Below are 16,225 nucleotides of genomic sequence, written 5' to 3'. Positions count from 1 at the left end.
GTGCGAAAGCCCCCGGCCCCGGCCTCCCGCCCCCTGGGCTCCCGCCCCCCGGGTTCACGCCCCCGGCCCCGGCCTCACACCCCCGGCCTCACGCCCCCTGTGTGTCCTCGCGGGCCGCCGCCCGGAGGCCCGCCCAGTCGGGGATCTTGACCCGGCCGCGGCCCAGCGACAGGCCCAGGGCGGATTCCGCGCGTTCGATGGAGAGCCAGCCGCGCCAGGCGACCGGGTCGTGGCCCAGGTCGCGCAGGGCGTCGAGTGGGTCGGCCACGAGACGGCGACCGGTCAGGGCCTCCGCGTCGGCGAGGAGCGAGGCCACCGTCTCCTTCGCGCACGGGCGGTTCGTGCCGATCACGCCCGTCGGCCCGCGCTTGATCCAGCCGGCCACGTACTCGCCGGGCGACGGGGCGCCGTCGCGCAGCACCCGGCCCGCCACGTTCGGGACCGTGCCCCGCGCTTCGTCGAAGGGCAGCCCGGGCAGCGGAACGCCCTGGTATCCGACGGCCCGCAGCACCAGTTGGGCCTCGATCTCCTCGTAGCGCCCGGTGCCCCGTACACCCCCGGAGCCGTCCGGCTCCGTGCGCTCGAAGCGGACCGCCGCCACCCGGCCGCCCTCGCCCAGCAGCTCCACGGGGCGCAGGAAGAACCGCAGCCGGATCACGCGTGCCGCCTCCGGCCCGGCGCCGGGCCCCCGCCCCGCGTCCGCCCAGCCGCGCACGACCTCCAGGTTCCGCCGGTTCACGGCCGGCAGACCGCTGGAATCGGCGTACGCGGGGTCGAGGGCCAGGTCCGCCGGGTCCACCCGCACCCGCGCGCCGGGCAGCCCGCCCAGCTCCCGTAGCTCCTTCGTGGTGAACTTGGCCTGCCCGGGGCCGCGTCGGCCCACCATGTGCACCTCGCGCACCCCGCTGAGCTCCAGCACCCGCAGCGCGGCGTCGGGCACGTCCGTGGACCGCAGCTCGTCCGCTCCCCGGGCCAGGATCCGGGTGACGTCCACAGCCACGTTGCCGACCCCGATCACCACCGCCGAACGGCCGCCCAGAGCGGCCCCCGCGCCCCCGCCCGTACCCCCGAAGGCGTTCTCCACCGCGTCGGGGTGCGCGCTGTACCAGGAGACGAAGTCCGTCGCCGAGTACGAGCCCGCCAGATCCTCGCCCGGCACGCCGAGCCGGCGGTCGCGCGCGGCCCCCACGCAGTACACGACCGCGTCGTACAGCTCCAGGAGGCGGGCCGGGGTCAGCCCCCGCGCCCCCACCTCGACGTTCCCGACGAAGGTGATCCGCTCGTCCTCCAGCACCGCCCGGAGGTTCTGCTGGAGCGACTTGATCTTCTCGTGGTCGGGCGCGACCCCGTAACGGACCAGGCCGTACGGACACGGCAGCCGGTCCAGGACGTCGACGCGCACCCCGGGCACCACCGACTGCTGGAGCAGCGACTGGGCCGTGTAGACCCCGCTGGGCCCGGAACCGACGACAGCGACACGAAGCACGTCCGTACTCCTTCCCGCCGCGCGGACACCCGCCGAGAGGCTTCCAGCATCCCACCGGAAGCCCCCGGAGGGGAGGTGCGCGACAGCCCCGACACCCGCCCGGCCCCCGCCGGTCCCGGCCGCCGGGTCCCCCGGCCCTCCCGCCGGCCCCGCCGCCCCGGCCCGCGTCAGGCCCCGCCACGCCGCCCGACGGCCGCCGGCCCGACCACACTGCCGCCACCGCCCGCACTGCCTACAACGCCCGCACCGCCGCCCACACCCCCCGCACCGCCGCCTACATCCCCCGCATCCGGTTGATCTCCGCCGTCTGCTGCGCGATCACGTCGTTCGCCATCTCCTCCACGAGCACGTTGTTCCCGTCTCCCAGCACCTCCGCGGCCATCGTCACCGCGCCCTCGTGGTGCGTGATCATCAGCTTCAGGAACAACTCGTCGAAGGCCGCGCCCTTCGCTTTCCGCAACTGCGCCAGCTGCGCCTCCGTCGCCATCCCCGGCATCGTGTGGTGGTCGTGACCGCCCTGGTCGCGCGGGCCGCCGTGGGTCTTCAGCCAGCCCTCCATCGCGCCGATCTCCGGCCCCTGCGCCGCCGTGATGCGGTCTGCCAACTTCTTGACCTGCGCCGATCCGGCCCGCTCCGGGACGAGCGCGGTCATCGTCAAGGCCTGCCGGTGGTGGACGATCATCATCTGCGCGTACGTGAAGTCCGCCGAGTTCGGCTTGTCGTCCGGCAGCAGCTTCGACGCCTCGGCGGGGGAGATCCGCCGCGCCGGTTCGCCCGGCTTCCCCGGCGCCACGACCGAGGCCTCCGTGGACCCCTTGCTCTCCGGGAGGTTCCCGCCGGGCTCCGAATCGCAGGCGGCCAGCGCGAGGACGGCGGCGGCGCTCAACGCCACGGCGACGGCTCCGCGCATGCGACGGCGGTTCAACAAGGCGACCTCCACGGCTGGTTGATCAAAATCCTGCATGACATGTGTGTTGCCATCTGTTGAGATGTGCACGCTAAGGACGATACTGCCGAGGTCCATCGACCGTTCGACTACGAACGGACACAAGGGAGGACGGAGTGACTTCGTTGCGTACCACGCGCATCACGCGTACCCCGCGCGCTCGGATCAGAGGTCTGGGTGTGGCGACCGCCGCAGCCGGGCTGCTGGTCAGTCTGCTCGCGGCCGGCCCCGCGGCCGCCACACCCGACCCGGGTGACGCCCCCGCGCGGGGGTCGGTCACCTCGGAGCAGGCGGCCGACGCGCGGTCCGCCATCCAGAGCGGCGAGATACCCGGTGTGGACGAGATCGTCCACAGCGACAACATCGAGCACCTCGTGAACATCCCCAAGGACGCCCTCGCGGGCACCAACTCCGACCTCGCGTTCCAGGGCAAGTACGCCTTCGCGGGCAACTACGACGGCTTCCGCATCTTCGACATCAGCAACCCGCGCGCCCCGAAGACGGTCGCCCAGGTGCTGTGCCCCGGATCGCAGAACGACATCTCCGTCTCCGGCAACCTCGTCTTCCTGTCCACCGACTCCTCCCGCAGCGACAACTCCTGTGCCAGCGTCAGTCAGCCGGCCACGGAGAAGTCCTCCTGGGAGGGCATGAAGATCTTCGACATCAGCGACATCCGCAACCCGCGGTACGTCGCCGCCGTCGAGACCGCCTGCGGCTCGCACACCCACACGCTGGTGCCCGAGAAGAGGGACGTGTACGTCTACGTCTCCTCGTACTCGCCCAACTCCGCGTTCCCGGACTGCCAGCCGCCGCACGACGGCATCTCCGTCATCAAGGTGCCCCGCAAGGCGCCGCAGAACTCCGCGATCGTCTCCTTCCCCGTCCTCTTCCCCGGTGAGGGTCCGGACGGTGGCGGCAACCCGGGTGGCCCGACCAACCCGGGCGTCTCCAAGACCACCGGCTGCCACGACATCACCGTGCTGCCCGGCAAGGACATCGCGGCCGGCGCCTGCATGGGTGACGGCATCCTGTTCGACATCAAGGACCCCGAGCGCCCGAAGGTCATCGACCGCGTCCAGGACAACGTGAACTTCGCGTTCTGGCACTCGGCGACCTTCAACCAGAAGGCGAACAAGGTCGTCTTCACGGACGAGCTCGGCGGCGGCGGCGCGGCCACCTGCAACGAGGTCGTGGGCCCGAACCGCGGGGCCGACGGCATCTACGACATCGTGGGCAAGGGCAAGAAGAGCAAGCTCGTCTTCCGCAGCTACTTCAAGATCCCGCGCCACCAGGCCGACACCGAGAACTGCGTGGCCCACAACGGCTCGCTGATCCCGGTCAAGGGCAAGGACATCATGGTCCAGGCGTGGTACCAGGGCGGTATCTCCGTCTGGGACTTCACCGACTCCCGCAGGCCCAAGGAGATCGCCTTCTTCGAGCGCGGCCCGATCTCCGCGACCGCCCTCGTCGGTGGCGGTTCCTGGTCGGCGTACTACTACAACGGCCACATCTTCTCGAACGACATGGCCAAGGGCTTCGACGTACTGAGGCTCGACGACCGCCGTACCGACGCGGCGAAGTGGGTGCGCATGGACGAGCTCAACGTCCAGACGCAGCCGGACTACTTCGACGACTTCGACGGCGGCTGGGGTCACGGGGACGACGACTGACGCGGCACGCGGAGCGGTAACACCGCGGCCGTGAACGGCATGCCGTCGGGCGGACCCCCGTCCGGCGGCATGCCCTGTCCCCACGCCAGTCCGTACCGCTGGAACAGCTCCCCTCGCAGTCGCGAGACCGGCATCGGCGCCCCCGGCAGCAGCACCGCCACGACCGCGCCCATCAGCAGCGCCCGCAGCAGCGGATAGTCCGCGTCCACGTTCGCCGAGCCGTACCGGGTCACCGTGTCGCGCAGCAGGTACGCCAGCCGCTGCTGCTCCGGGCACTGCACGAACCCCTCGGCCTGCAGGATGCCCGCCATGTGCGTCCGCATCAGCACCGGGCGGTCCACCGCGAGGCCCAGGATCGCGTCGATGGCGCGCGCCATCCGCTCCCGCCCGTCCTCCGTGCGCGGCTCCCGCTCCAGCGCCTCCTCCAGCGTGAGGTGCATCAGCCGGTGCACCGCCGACTGCAGGAGGTGGCGTTTGCCCGGGAAGTAGTACGAGATCAGCCCGCGCGCCGAACCCGCCCGCTCGGCGATGTCGCCCAGTGTCGTCGCCTCGTAACCGCGCTCCGACACGAGCTCGACAGTGGCTTGGAGCAGTCGCTCCCGCGAGCGCCGCCGGAGCTCTTCATTGACCGATGGGCTACGCGGGGACATGCTTGACTCCTGCGTTGACTGGCTCGCAGCCAATATACTCAGCGCAGTCTGCTGTCGCGCCTTCGTGGCTGGTCAGCGGGTTGGCCGCCTGTTCTGGGCGACGCGGGGGATCGTCCAGAACAGGCGGCTTCACGTCGTTTCTCCCATTCTGCTCCCGTTCGGGCCCGATGCGGTCGGCCTGCCGGTGTTCCGGCCGAATTCCCGGCCCTCTCCGCCCGAGCGCCGGTACGTGACGATGGCCACAGCCACCACGCACCAGCCGAGCAGGCAGCCCGCGACGACGTCCGTCAGCCAGTGGACGCCCAGGTAGATCCGGGTCCACCCCGTTCCGGCCACCGTCACCAGGGCCGCCACCGTCAGCACGCTCCAGCCGCGCCAGGAATCCCGCCAGTGCAGGGCGAGCACCCAGAGCAGCAGTCCGCAGCCCACCACCGCCGTCGTCGCGTGCCCGGAGGGGAAGGCCGCGAAGTGCGCCGTGTCGACCGGATCGGGCCAGCCGGGCCGCTTCCGGCCGAGCGCCGCCTTGAGCACCTGCTGCACGACCGCCGCCACGACGAGAGCGATTACCAGCCACAGGGCGAGTCGCGGTTCGCGCTGTCGCCGCCACAGCACGAACGCGGCGAGCACGACCAGGGCACGCATCGTCCAGGGGTCCCACACCCAGTCGCTCAGGATCCGGTTGAGCCGGGTGAACCCGGGCTCGGCGACGGCGGAGCGGTGCAGCGATTCGGCGACCGACCGGTCCAGGGAGAGGACCGGTGACCACCCGACTTCCACCAGCACGAGCAGCAGCACGAGCAGGGCACCGGAGGCGATGGCGGAAGAGCGCATGAACCGATCTTCCCCGACCGGCGCGCCGACATGCCGCCGGGAGCGCTGTGCGGTCTATCCGAGCGCCCGCAGAGCGGGGACGAACGCCACCAGGACCGGCACCACAGGAACGAGCGCGGCGGCCGCGGTGAGGCGCAGCCGACGTCCCGCCGTCAGCCGGGGAGCTGCCGCCAGCAGCCGGTTCACCCGCCGGGGGAGGTCCGCGCCGGGGGTGGTGCCGGGGCCGAACACCCCGCGCTCCTCGTTGAGTTCGACCAGGGCGAGCGCGATCGTCAGCCGCCCGAACCGCCGTGAGGCCACGTCGTCGGCCGCCAGCTCCACCAGCCGGTGCATCTGGTCGCGGAAGGCCGCGAAGACCGGAATGCCGGGGAAGCCGTTCGCCAGCGCGCCCGAGCAGTGCAACAGCCAGTCGTGGCGCGCCCGGGCGTGTCCCTGCTCGTGGGCGAGGACGGCGTCGAGTTGGCGCCCCTTGAGCCGGCGCAGCGCCGCCGTCGTGATGACCAGCTGGGGCGTGGTGCCCGGCAGCCACCAGGCGTCCGGCTTCTCGCCCTCCAGGACGACCAGCGGTTCGCTTCCCGGCTCCTCGCCGGGCAACAGCGGGGAGCGGACGAGCAGTTCGCAGCGCCGCCGGCGACGACGGGCGCGCGCCCCGCGGATCTCCCGGGTGAGCATCGCGCCGGTCCACAGCCCGCCGCAGGCGAGGATCACGGCGAGCGTCGCCGACCACGGCTGGTGGGTGCCCAGTTCGTACGCCTCGATCACCTGGGTCGGCGCGGGAGCGAAGACCTGTCCGCGCACCACGTGCCAGGCGGCGGCCGCGCTGAAGGTCATCGAGAGCGCGAAGCACAGCAGCACCCCCGCCACCACGCACTGCCACATCCAGAGCGCCACCACGGGCTCGCGTTCCGCCCAGTCGGACCGCGAGAGCAGTCGTGGGGCCGCGACGGCGGTCAGGACGCCGAGCGCGAGCAACGCGAGGGAGACCAACATGACCTCAGCCTATGAGGCCGTGCTACGCGGAGGTAACGGCCTGGCGCGCCAAGTGACGTACGCCACGGTTTCGCCGACCGCCGGCGGACGGCTCACATCGTGACGAGCATCGCCAGCATCGCGAGGGCCATCGACAGCCGGCACACGAGCGTGAACTCGGGCCGGACCAACCACCCCGACCCCGGGTCGCCGCCCGGACCGCCGCCGGGACCGCCGCCGGGACCGCCGCCGGGCGCGACCGCCCGGGGAGCGACCGCCTCGACCGCCACGGGCTCCGCCCTCACCGACCCCGCCGCCACGGGCTCCGCCCTCACCGACCCCGCCGCCACGGACCTCGCCCTCGCGGGCCCCGCCGCCACGGTCCCCGCCGCAACGGGCCCCGCCATCACGGTCCCCGCCGCAACGGGCCCCGCCATCACGGCCCCCGCCACCACAGGCCCCGCCGCCGGGACGAGCCGCGCACCCGCGCGGAGCACGTATGCGACGTAGTAGACGAGCAGCGCGCCCGTCACCAGCGGCACGGCCCCGCCGCCCGCACTCCCGCCCCCATGCCCGCCGTGGGCCGCCGCCTGGCCGCCGACCGGCCACGCCATGTGGACCATCGCCAGCGAACCGACCAGATGGTGCAGGTGGTGACCGCCGCGCCGCACCGAGGCGAGCGCGGGCAGCGCCGCCGCCCCGAACACCGCCGCGTACACCGCCCACGACCAGGCCGGTGGGGTCACCAGCGTCGCCGGCAGCGCCATCGCCGCCATCCCGAACCCCATCACCGCCTCACCCGCGGCCGTCCTGCGCTCCTCTCCCACGCGGGCCCGCGCCCGCAGCAGGCAGTAGACCGCGCTCGCCCCGCACAGCGTCAGCAACAGCCAGGCCGTCATGGCCGGTCCGTGCACGACACACCTCCCCGTGGTCTTCTCCTCCGGGTCGATGCCCGCGCCCGGACCGGCGTACGCGAGCGCACAGGCGTACGTGGGGGAGCACACCCCGAGCGCGTTACCCTCAGGGGATCGTCAGCGCCCCGAGGGGAGACCCGAACAGCATGGACACCGCCACACCCCAGGACACCGACCGGATCGCCTACCGCGACGCGGTGGAGGCCGACATCCCGGTCCTGGTCCAGCTCGTCGAGTCGGCGTACCGGGGCGACTCCAGCCGGGGCGGCTGGACCACCGAGGCGGACATCCTGCAGGGGCAGCGGACCGACGAGGAGGGTGTGCGCGCCGTCGTCACCACGCCGGGCAGCCGCCTGTTGGTGGTGGAGCGCGGGGACGAGATCGTCGCCTGCTGCCAGCTCGAACACCGTGGTGAGGCGGCCTACTTCGGCATGTTCGCCGTGCGCCCGGAGCTCCAGGGCGCGGGCCTCGGCCGCCGGATCATCGAGGAGGCGGAGCGCCGGGTGCGCGAGATCTGGGGTGTGCGCGAGATGCACATGACCGTGATCTCGGTGCGCGAGGAGCTCGTGGCCTGGTACGAGCGGCGCGGCTACCGCCGTACGGGCCGGATGACCCCGTTCCCGTACGGCGACGAGCGCTTCGGCGTCCCGCAGCGGGACGGCCTGGAGTTCGAGCTCCTGGTGAAGCCGCTGGTCTGAGGTCGGGCGTCCGCGGCCCGGCCGCGCATGCGTCGGCCTTCGCTCGCCTTTTGCCTCGGGCCTTGCCTCGTACCGTCGCTCAGGCCGTGAACCGGCCGGTGCGGCGGATCTCCGGATAGTCGGTCGTCGCGCCGTCCAGCTCCAGGGCGCGGACGAGCCGCAGGTGGTCCTGGGTGTTGACGACCCAGCCGATCACCCGCAGTCCCTCCCGATGGGCGTGCTCGACCGTCTCCAGGGTGAGGTTCCGGATGCTCAGGACCAAGGCCCCGGCGCCGGCGGCCTTCGCCCGGTCCACGATGTCCGCGCCCCACTCCTCCGCGACCAGTGCCGTGCGGACGCCGGGGACCAGGCGCGCGACCTCGGCGATGGCCTCGTCGTGGAAGGAGATCACCTCCACGCGGCCGACCAGGTCGCGCCGGATCATCACCTCGGCGAGCACCCGGGCGGCCGCCGCGTCCTTGATCTCCGCCTGGAGCGGCGAGCGGACGGCGTCCAGGACCTCTTCGAAGACGGGGACGCGCTCTCCGCCACCCGCGTCGAGCTCGCGCAGCTCCGCCAGCGTCTTCTCGGCGATCGGGCCGCTGCCGTCGGTCGTCCGGCCGACGTCCGGGTCGTGCATGACGACGAGTGCGCCGTCCTTGCTCAGGTGCAGGTCGAGCTCGATGACGTCCATGCCGGACTGTTCGGCGCGGACGAAGGAACGCAGGGTGTTCTCGGGCTCGACGCCCATGACTCCGCGGTGACCGATGGTGAGGAAACTCAAGATCTTCTCGCTTCCGTCGATGTCCGGGCCCAGGTCCCTCCGGGCTTCCGGTGCGGCTCGGGGCGCAGCCTAATGACTTCACCGGAAGAAGGAAGCGCATGCGCGCGGGGCGTCGGAACCGACCCCTCCGACGCACGAGTCCAGCGTCGGGGGCCCTCCGGGCCCGGAGGGCCCCCGACGGGCCGCCGGGGCTCTCCAGCCCCTCCAGCCCCTCCAGCCCCTCCAGCCCCTCCAGCCCCTCCAGGTCCTTCCGGGCCCTCCAGCACCGACTCCATGGGCTCACCCTCATCACCGGCGGTGGATGCACGCGCCTCAGCGTCATCCGGCAGGAAAATTGACGGTGAGCATGGGGGTTGCGCAGGATAATTTCTCTTCCTCCTCTTGTCCGGAGGAACCGCGGACAGATACGGTGTCTTGACGCGAGGTTCTCCTGTGGAGGAAGTGAAATGACGGAAATTCTTGTGCAGGACGTGACCGGCGGGGGGATAGCGACCGCCGCACCGGTGATCGAGCACCCGGCCTGGCCCGAGCTCAAGAATGCCGTGGAGGAGATCCGTCCCTGGCAGAGCGCGGACGGCTCCATCGACTTCACGGCCGAGGGCGCGCCCTCGGCCGAGCACGCCAGGAACACCGTCGAGCGGATCGTGACGGCGGTCGAGCTGCTCTCCCCGCTGCTCCCGCACGACGCCGCGTACCACCGCGCGCTCGTCGCCGACCTGCGCACCTGGGCCGAGGGCGGCTTCGAGGTCCCGGACTTCCTGGACTCCCTGCTCGCCTTCCAGCCGGCGGCCGACCGTCAGGACGGCGTCCAGCACCTGGCGCTCTTCCCGATGTACACCCAGAACGGCAACCCGGACCGCAACCTCGAAGCGGTCGTGCTGCGCATGGTCTGGCCGGAGTGGCTCTCCGAGCTGGAGCGCACCCGCTTCGACAACCCCCTCTTCCTCGGCATCACCTTCGAGGACTTCACCGCCGGTTACGACACGAACTCGGCCGTCCTCTTCCCCGAGACCATCGCCGTGCGCGAGGCCCCCGAGCGCTTCAGCTGGGGCGGCATCTTCTGCGACCGCGAGGCCGCCCGCTTCCGCAAGGTGACCGAGGCCGCCGTCGACATCCTCGGCCTCGAGCTGCCCGAGGACATCGCCGCCATGGTCCAGGACCAGAAGCGCTGCGAGTCCGCCTTCGTGCTCTGGGACATGGTCCACGACCGCACCCACAGCCACGGCGACCTGCCGTTCGACCCCTTCATGATCAAGCAGCGCCAGCCGTTCTGGATGTACGGCCTGGAGGAGCTGCGCTGCGACCTCACCGCCTTCAAGGAGGCCGTGAAGCTGGAGGCCGAGGGCAACACCCACGGGCGTGACGTGCAGTACGCCGTGCTCTTCGACCGGATGTTCCGCTTCCCCGTCACCGGCGACCGCAACCGGAACTACGACGGTCTCGGCGGCCAGCTCCTCTTCGCGTACCTCCACAAGCACGACGTCGTGCGCTGGACGGACAACACCCTGAAGATCGACTGGCAGCGCGCCCCCGAGGTCACCAACCAGCTCTGCGCCGAGATCGAGAAGCTGTACCGCGACGGCATCGACCGCCCGAAGCTGGTCCACTGGTTCAAGGCGTACGACCTCGTCTCCACCTACCTCGCCCCGCACCCCGGATCGCGCTGGGCTAAGGGCCCCGACGCCCTGGACCTGTCCCAGCCGCCGCGCAAGCTCGTCGACGACGTGCTTCCGGACGAGTTTCCGCTCAGCATGTTCTATGAGGCCCTCTCCAAGAAGCTGAAGGCCGTGATCGCCTCGACCCGGGGCATCACCGCCGCCGACGCTTCGCGGGCCGAGCAGGCTGCCGCGTGAACCCAGTCACGGAGGAGGAGGGGACGACCATGAACGGTATCGGGAACGGCGGGTCGCTCGAGGGCGCCGTCATCGCGGTCGCGGGAGCGGCCGGTCCCGCCGGGCGGGCGACTCTGCTGCGTCTCGCCGAGGCCGGCGCCGTCGTCGTGGGCTCCGACGCCGACCCGGCCCGGCTCGCCGAGGCGGTCGACGCCGCCCGGTACGCCCACGGCGGAGCCACGGTCGTCGGCGACACGGTCGATCTCTTCGACCTCGGCGCCGCCCGGGAGTGGGCCGACAAGACGGAGAAGGAGTTCGGCCGGATCGACGGTCTGGTCCACCTCGTCGGCGGCTGGCGCGGCAGCACCACCTTCGCCGACACCGACCTCGCCGACTGGAACTTCCTGGAGAAGCTCCTCGTCCGCACGGTCCAGACCACCTCGCTCGCCTTCCACGACCCGCTGCTGCGCAGCGACCGCGGCCGCTACGTCCTCATCAGCGCCGCCGGCGCCTCGAAGCCGACCGCCGGGAACGCGGCCTACGCCTCGGCCAAGGCGGCGGCCGAGGCCTGGACGCTCGCCATGGGCGACGACTTCCGCAAGGCGGGGGGCGAGGGCGGGCCCACGTCGGCGGCTGCCATCCTGGTGATCAAGGCACTGGTGCACGACGCCATGCGCGCCGAGCGCCCGAATGCGAAGTTCGCGGGCTTCACCGACGTCAAGGACCTGGCCGACGAGATCGCCTCCGTCTGGGAGCGGCCCGCACCGGAAGTGAATGGACAGCGTCTGTGGCTGACCCCCAAGCCGTGACCCCGGCCCTCCCGTCGGGCCTGCCCGCGAAGACCGACGCCCGTCGCCACCACGACCCGTCGGTCCGGGGCTTCGCCAGCGACAACTACGCCGGCGTCCACCCCGAGGTTCTCGCGGCCGTCGCGCTCGCCAACGGCGGTCACCAGATCGCGTACGGCGAGGACGAGTACACCGAGCACCTCCAGCGGATCATGCACAGCCACTTCGGGCCGAGCGCGGAGGCCTTCCCGGTCTTCAACGGCACCGGGGCGAACGTCACCGCCCTCCAGGCGCTGACCGACCGCTGGGGCGCGGTGATCTGCGCCGAGTCCGCGCACATCAACGTGGACGAGGGCGGCGCCCCGGAGCGGATGGGCGGCCTCAAGCTGCTCACCGTGCCGACCCCGGACGGCAAGCTCACCCCCGAGCTGATCGACCGACAGGCCTGGGGCTGGGACGACGAGCACCGGGCCATGCCGCAGGTCGTCTCGATCACCCAGAACACCGAGCTGGGCACGGTCTACACCGTGGACGAGATCCGGGCCATCGTGGAGCACGCCCACGGCAAGGGCATGAAGGTGCACCTCGACGGCGCCCGGATAGCCAACGCCGCCGCCTCCCTGAACGTGCCCATGCGGGCCTTCACCAACGCGGTCGGCGTGGACGTCCTGTCCTACGGCGGCACCAAGAACGGCATGATGTTCGGCGAGGCCGTGGTCGTCCTCAACCCGGACGCCGTCAGCCACATGAAGCACCTGCGCAAGCTGTCCATGCAGCTCGCCTCCAAGATGCGGTTCGTGTCGGCGCAGCTGGAGGCGCTGCTCGCCAAGGACCTCTGGCTGCGCAACGCCCAGCACGCCAACGCGATGGCGCAGCGCCTCGCGGCCGGTGTGCGGGAGGTCGACGGCGTGGAGATCCTCCACCCGGTACAGGCCAACGCGGTCTTCGCGCGGCTCCCGCACGAGGCGAGCATCCGGCTGCAGAAGCGGTTCCGCTTCTACTTCTGGGACGAGATGGCGGGCGACGTGCGCTGGATGTGCGCCTACGACACCACGGAGGACGACGTCGACGCCTTCCTCCAGGCCCTGAAGGAGGAGATGGCGCGCTAGCGCCGCTCCTGATCGGCATAACTATACGACCGACCGGAAAGTAATTGACTTCCGGTCGGTCGTATTTCTAGGGTCCCCGGCTATGGAACTGATTCAGCGGGACCCCCAACTCTCCGCATACCTCGTCGCGGACGACGTCATCGACCACGACCACCCCCTCGTGCGGCAGACCGCCGCCGCCCTGCGCGCCCAGCACCCCGACGTATACGCATACGCCGAAGCCGCCTTCGCTTTCGTACGGGACGAGATCCCGCACTCCAGTGACACCGGCGACCCCCGCGTCACCTGGCGCGCCTCCGACGTCCTCGCCCGGCGCACCGGGATCTGCCACGCCAAGGCTCATGCGCTGGCCGCGCTGCTGCGCGCCGAGTCGATCCCGACGGCGCTCTGCTACCAGAAGTTCGAGGTGCTGCACGGGCTCGTCGCGATCCGGCTGCCCGGCGACGAGGTCTGGCACCGGCAGGATCCGCGCGGCGGGGAGCCGGGCCGGGAGGCCGCGTTCTCGCTGGATGAAGAGCGGCTGGCCTTCCTGCCCGACCCGGAGTTCAATGAAATGGACTACCCGGTCCTGTACGCTGTACCGCACGGGGGAGTACTGAGCGCCATGCGCACGGCGGAGGACAGCTCGGAGCTCCTGCGGACGCTGCCGACCGACCTCTGACGCAAGGACGACGATGCCCCTCACCCTCACGGTCTCCGACGAGGTGCGCGCCCTCGTGCCCGGCTTCACGCACCTCGCCGTCGAGGCCCACGGACTGGTCAACGGGCCCAGCGACGAGGCCAGTTCGGCCCTCCTCGACGACGCCGCACGCCGCCTCGTCGCACGGCTGGACGGTCTGGCCCCGGACAAGGACCCGCACATCGCGGCCTGGCGCGCCGCGTACACCGCGTTCGGCGCCAAGCCGTCCCGAACCCGCAACTCCGCGGAGGCGCTGGCCAGGCGCGCGCTCGCCGACGGCGGACTGCCCCGGATCAACCGGCTCGTCGACACCTACAACGCGATCAGCGTCGCGTATCTCGTCCCGGCCGGCGGCGAGGACCTCGACCGCATCCAGGGCGGCATGCGCCTGGTCCGGGCCGTCGGCGACGAGCCGTTCGTGACCGTCGCGGGCGGCGAGGAGACCGTCGAGCACCCGGAGCCGGGCGAGATCGTCTGGTGCGACGACGCGGGCGTCACCTGCCGCCGCTGGAACTGGCGCCAGGGCCCCCGCACTCGCATCGACGAGACCACGGTCGACGCGGTCTTCCTGCTGGAGTCCCTCGTGCCGATGACGCGCGAGGAGCTGCTCGCGGCGGGCGCCGAACTCGCCGAGTCCCTGGAGAAGCTGAGCCCGGGGGCGCGCGTCACGGTCCGGGACCCGGAGTAGCGCCGGTCGTCAGCCGGCGTCCTTCACCTCGGCCGGGGTCGGCGCCGTGCCGCCGAGGTGCGCGGGCACCCACCAGGTGTCGCCCGCGTCCTTGGGGCGGACCGGGTACGCGCGCTGCGCGGCCTCCAGGAGCTCCTGGACCCGCTCGCGCAGCTTCCGGGTGATGGCACCCGCGTACTGGTCCTGCGGGGCCTCCACCGGCTCACCGACCCGGATCGTCACCGGGATGTGGCTGCGCTTGAAGTTCCGCGGCCGGCCCTTGGTCCAGACGCGCTGCGTGCCCCAGAGCGCCATCGGGATCAGCGGCACCCCGGCCTCCTGCGCGAGGCGCGCCGCACCGGACTTGAAGCTCTTCAGCGTGAAGGACTGCGAGATGGTCGCCTCGGGGAAGACGCCGATGATCTCGCCGGCCCGCAGGGACTCCAACGCGTGCTGGTAGGCGTGCTCGCCCTGCGCGCGGTCCACGGGGATGTGCTTCATGCCGCGCATCAGCGGCCCGGACACCTTGTGCCGGAACACCGAGTCCTTCGCCATGAAGCGGACGAGCCGCTTCTGCGGCAGCGCGGCGAGGCCGGTGAAGATGAAGTCCAGATAGCTGATGTGGTTGCTGACGAGCACAGCGCCGCCGGACCGCGGGATGTTCTCCGAACCCTGCGTGTCGATCTTGAGGTCCAGTGCCTTGAACAGCGTCAACGCGGCACCGATGACCGGCCGATACACGAGTTCTGCCATCTGAGAGGAACCCCTTCTTCTGTTCCTGGGGAGGGTTCTCCCTGCGGAAGTTACGCGGCCGTAGGTTTTCGGCTTTGGGCAGATCGTGCCCCATGTGGGCCCTGCTGACCAGTCCTGACGGCTTCGTGCGGCGAGATAATCGTCACCCCTGACGGGCCGTGACGGGAATCTATCGGCGGTCGAGGACGCTGCACGGGGGGTGTGGTGGGTGACGGCGAACGACAGGGAGACGGAGACATGACGGAACGGTCCGGGACGCCGGGCGCGGAGGCACGGGCGGAGGCACCCGCGGAGGCATCCCCGGAGGCACGCGCCGAGGATGCCGGGGGCGCGCACGGCGCCGAGCCACCCGAGGCACGGGCGGAAGGCGGCGGGGACGCGCTCGGTGCCGAGGCCGGGGTCGAGCTGGGGGAACGGGCCACCCTGGTCCAGTTCTCCACGGCGTTCTGCCAGCCCTGCCGCGCCACGCGGCGCACGCTGGCCGAGGTCGCCGGGATGGTCGCGGGCGTGGGTCACGTCGAGATCGACGCGGAGGAGCGCCTCGACCTCGTACGGAAGTACGACATCGTCCGCACCCCCACCGTGCTCGTCCTCGACCGCGCCGGACACGTCGTCGTGCGCGCCTCGGGCCAGCCCCGACGCGCCGACGTCATCGCCGCCCTCGGGCGAGCGGTCTGACGCGGTGACACATCTCCCACATCCCGGTACGCGCTTGACTGCACCGGCCATCGATCGTCAGGCTGACGGCGTGCCTTCAGAACTCCTTCTCCACGGGCGGGTCCACGTCGACCTGGCCCGCCACGCGAGCGCGCGCTGTCCGGGTGTCTGAGAACCCCCGGTCCCCCCGCACGTCATCCTCGCCGAAGGACAACTCCATGACGGTCACGCCCGACCTCCGCGCGATCGGCGCCCCTCGTCAGCCCTCCCGGGCCGGTCAGGCCCCGCGGACCCCGCAAGCCGGTGACACCTCCTCCACCGCTCGTGCCGCCGCCTCCTCCGACCTCCTGCGCTCCGTCTTCCGGCTCCACGCGGCCGGTGTCGCGGTCATCACCGCCCACGGGGACCGTCCCGTCGGCTTCACCGCCACCTCCCTCACCTCCGTGGCCGCCGACCCGCCCCTGCTCTCCTTCGGCGTCGGCACCGCCAGCTCCAGCTGGCCGGTCCTCTCCGAGGCCGAGCACATAGGCGTCCACATCCTCGGCGAGCACCAGCACGCGCTCGCCGCGACCTTCGCCCGCAGCGGCGCCGACCGGTTCGGTGGCGCGACCCGGTGGAGCGAGGGCCCCGAGGGGGTTCCGGTCCTGGACGGCGTCCTCGCCTGGCTGGTGTGCCGGGTGGTCGCCCGCGTCCCGGCCGGGGACCACCGGATCGTGATCGCCGAGCCCGTCGCCGGAGGCCCGGCGGGAGAGGGGCGCCCGCTCCTCTACCACCAGGGACGCTTCAACGCGCTCCGTGACTGAGGGTCCCCTA

General features: G+C 71.9%; 17 protein-coding genes. 9 read left to right on the top strand and 8 right to left on the bottom strand.

What is annotated here, in order from left to right; all coding sequences use genetic code 11:
* Positions 1-88 precede the first annotated feature (88 nt).
* Entirely contained in the window at positions 89-1,486 is a 1,398-nt protein-coding gene (locus ACIPPS_RS14405; protein WP_401430864.1) for an FAD-dependent oxidoreductase, read from the bottom strand.
* Between the two features lie 274 nt (positions 1,487-1,760).
* Entirely contained in the window at positions 1,761-2,396 is a 636-nt protein-coding gene (locus ACIPPS_RS14400; protein WP_401431425.1) for a DUF305 domain-containing protein, read from the bottom strand.
* Between the two features lie 152 nt (positions 2,397-2,548).
* Here ACIPPS_RS14400 and ACIPPS_RS14395 point away from each other — a divergent pair, with 152 nt between their 5' ends.
* Complete coding sequence (locus ACIPPS_RS14395) at positions 2,549-4,102, top strand: LVIVD repeat-containing protein (RefSeq protein WP_401430862.1); 1,554 nt, start codon at positions 2,549-2,551, stop codon at positions 4,100-4,102.
* Here ACIPPS_RS14395 and ACIPPS_RS14390 read toward each other — a convergent pair.
* The 4 genes from ACIPPS_RS14390 to ACIPPS_RS14375 all read right to left on the bottom strand — a co-directional run bounded on the left by ACIPPS_RS14390 (position 4,084) and on the right by ACIPPS_RS14375 (position 7,556).
* The gene (locus ACIPPS_RS14390) at positions 4,084-4,752 is read right to left on the bottom strand and encodes a TetR/AcrR family transcriptional regulator (RefSeq protein ID WP_401430860.1); all 669 of its coding nucleotides are present in this window, start codon (positions 4,750-4,752) and stop codon (positions 4,084-4,086) included. The two genes, ACIPPS_RS14395 and ACIPPS_RS14390, sit on opposite strands and share 19 nt — an antisense overlap.
* A gap of 129 nt (positions 4,753-4,881) precedes the next feature.
* Positions 4,882-5,583: a phosphatase PAP2 family protein gene (locus tag ACIPPS_RS14385; RefSeq protein ID WP_401430858.1), complete on the bottom strand. Its 702-nt coding sequence runs from the start codon at positions 5,581-5,583 to the stop codon at positions 4,882-4,884.
* Between the two features lie 54 nt (positions 5,584-5,637).
* Positions 5,638-6,573, bottom strand: a complete 936-nt coding sequence (locus ACIPPS_RS14380) for a M56 family metallopeptidase (protein WP_401430856.1) — start codon at positions 6,571-6,573, stop codon at positions 5,638-5,640.
* Positions 6,574-6,665: 92 nt separating this feature from the next.
* A complete protein-coding gene (locus tag ACIPPS_RS14375; RefSeq protein ID WP_401430854.1) occupies positions 6,666-7,556 on the bottom strand; it encodes a DUF5134 domain-containing protein in 891 nt (296 codons plus the stop codon).
* 56 nt (positions 7,557-7,612) lie between these two features.
* Between ACIPPS_RS14375 and ACIPPS_RS14370 the strand changes: the two genes are divergently transcribed.
* Positions 7,613-8,164 (top strand): GNAT family N-acetyltransferase, encoded by a 552-nt coding sequence (locus tag ACIPPS_RS14370; RefSeq protein ID WP_401430852.1) that lies wholly within the window; start codon positions 7,613-7,615, stop codon positions 8,162-8,164.
* A gap of 79 nt (positions 8,165-8,243) precedes the next feature.
* Here the strand turns inward: ACIPPS_RS14370 and ACIPPS_RS14365 are convergent, their stop codons facing one another.
* Positions 8,244-8,927 carry a glycerophosphodiester phosphodiesterase gene (locus ACIPPS_RS14365; RefSeq protein ID WP_401430850.1) on the bottom strand — a complete coding sequence of 228 codons (684 nt, stop codon included), beginning with the start codon at positions 8,925-8,927 and terminating at the stop codon, positions 8,244-8,246.
* A 446-nt stretch (positions 8,928-9,373) separates the two neighbouring features.
* Between ACIPPS_RS14365 and ACIPPS_RS14360 the strand changes: the two genes are divergently transcribed.
* The 5 genes from ACIPPS_RS14360 to ACIPPS_RS14340 all read left to right on the top strand — a co-directional run bounded on the left by ACIPPS_RS14360 (position 9,374) and on the right by ACIPPS_RS14340 (position 14,023).
* Complete coding sequence (locus tag ACIPPS_RS14360) at positions 9,374-10,780, top strand: DUF6421 family protein (protein WP_401430848.1); 1,407 nt, start codon at positions 9,374-9,376, stop codon at positions 10,778-10,780.
* Positions 10,781-10,809: 29 nt separating this feature from the next.
* Complete coding sequence (locus tag ACIPPS_RS14355; RefSeq protein ID WP_401430846.1) at positions 10,810-11,568, top strand: SDR family NAD(P)-dependent oxidoreductase; 759 nt, start codon at positions 10,810-10,812, stop codon at positions 11,566-11,568.
* Entirely contained in the window at positions 11,547-12,656 is a 1,110-nt protein-coding gene (locus ACIPPS_RS14350; protein WP_401430844.1) for a threonine aldolase family protein, read from the top strand. Before ACIPPS_RS14355 ends, ACIPPS_RS14350 begins: the two co-directional genes overlap by 22 nt.
* Before the next feature lie 82 nt (positions 12,657-12,738).
* Entirely contained in the window at positions 12,739-13,317 is a 579-nt protein-coding gene (locus tag ACIPPS_RS14345) for a transglutaminase domain-containing protein (protein ID WP_401430842.1), read from the top strand.
* Positions 13,318-13,330: 13 nt separating this feature from the next.
* The gene (locus tag ACIPPS_RS14340; protein WP_401430840.1) at positions 13,331-14,023 is read left to right on the top strand and encodes a B3/4 domain-containing protein; all 693 of its coding nucleotides are present in this window, start codon (positions 13,331-13,333) and stop codon (positions 14,021-14,023) included.
* A gap of 9 nt (positions 14,024-14,032) precedes the next feature.
* Here ACIPPS_RS14340 and ACIPPS_RS14335 read toward each other — a convergent pair whose 3' ends face one another.
* Positions 14,033-14,755 carry a lysophospholipid acyltransferase family protein gene (locus ACIPPS_RS14335; RefSeq protein ID WP_401430838.1) on the bottom strand — a complete coding sequence of 241 codons (723 nt, stop codon included), beginning with the start codon at positions 14,753-14,755 and terminating at the stop codon, positions 14,033-14,035.
* 405 nt (positions 14,756-15,160) lie between these two features.
* Here ACIPPS_RS14335 and ACIPPS_RS14330 point away from each other — a divergent pair, with 405 nt between their 5' ends.
* Together ACIPPS_RS14330 and ACIPPS_RS14325 are read left to right on the top strand one after the other, a co-directional pair.
* Entirely contained in the window at positions 15,161-15,433 is a 273-nt protein-coding gene (locus ACIPPS_RS14330; RefSeq protein WP_401431423.1) for a TlpA family protein disulfide reductase, read from the top strand.
* 197 nt (positions 15,434-15,630) lie between these two features.
* A complete protein-coding gene (locus tag ACIPPS_RS14325) occupies positions 15,631-16,215 on the top strand; it encodes a flavin reductase family protein (protein WP_401430836.1) in 585 nt (194 codons plus the stop codon).
* Positions 16,216-16,225 lie beyond the last annotated feature (10 nt).

Source organism: Streptomyces sp. NPDC090127, from assembly GCF_044746945.1.
In the GTDB taxonomy this organism is placed as follows: domain Bacteria; phylum Actinomycetota; class Actinomycetes; order Streptomycetales; family Streptomycetaceae; genus Streptomyces.
The sequence above is the reverse complement of the archived record's forward strand: the minus strand, read 5'-3'. Positions and strand labels throughout refer to the sequence as shown.

Excerpts from the sequence above, each read along its gene's own strand:
- ACIPPS_RS14400 (WP_401431425.1), bottom strand. The coding sequence starts at position 2,396 with ATGCGCGGAGCCGTCGCCGTGGCGTTGAGCGCCGCCGCCGTCCTCGCG.
- ACIPPS_RS14390 (WP_401430860.1), bottom strand. The coding sequence starts at position 4,752 with ATGTCCCCGCGTAGCCCATCGGTCAATGAAGAGCTCCGGCGGCGCTCG.
- ACIPPS_RS14385 (WP_401430858.1), bottom strand. The coding sequence starts at position 5,583 with ATGCGCTCTTCCGCCATCGCCTCCGGTGCCCTGCTCGTGCTGCTGCTC.
- ACIPPS_RS14380 (WP_401430856.1), bottom strand. The coding sequence starts at position 6,573 with ATGTTGGTCTCCCTCGCGTTGCTCGCGCTCGGCGTCCTGACCGCCGTC.
- ACIPPS_RS14370 (WP_401430852.1), top strand. The coding sequence starts at position 7,613 with ATGGACACCGCCACACCCCAGGACACCGACCGGATCGCCTACCGCGAC.
- ACIPPS_RS14360 (WP_401430848.1), top strand. The coding sequence starts at position 9,374 with ATGACGGAAATTCTTGTGCAGGACGTGACCGGCGGGGGGATAGCGACC.
- ACIPPS_RS14355 (WP_401430846.1), top strand. The coding sequence starts at position 10,810 with ATGAACGGTATCGGGAACGGCGGGTCGCTCGAGGGCGCCGTCATCGCG.
- ACIPPS_RS14345 (WP_401430842.1), top strand. The coding sequence starts at position 12,739 with ATGGAACTGATTCAGCGGGACCCCCAACTCTCCGCATACCTCGTCGCG.
- ACIPPS_RS14340 (WP_401430840.1), top strand. The coding sequence starts at position 13,331 with ATGCCCCTCACCCTCACGGTCTCCGACGAGGTGCGCGCCCTCGTGCCC.
- ACIPPS_RS14335 (WP_401430838.1), bottom strand. The coding sequence starts at position 14,755 with ATGGCAGAACTCGTGTATCGGCCGGTCATCGGTGCCGCGTTGACGCTG.
- ACIPPS_RS14325 (WP_401430836.1), top strand. The coding sequence starts at position 15,631 with ATGACGGTCACGCCCGACCTCCGCGCGATCGGCGCCCCTCGTCAGCCC.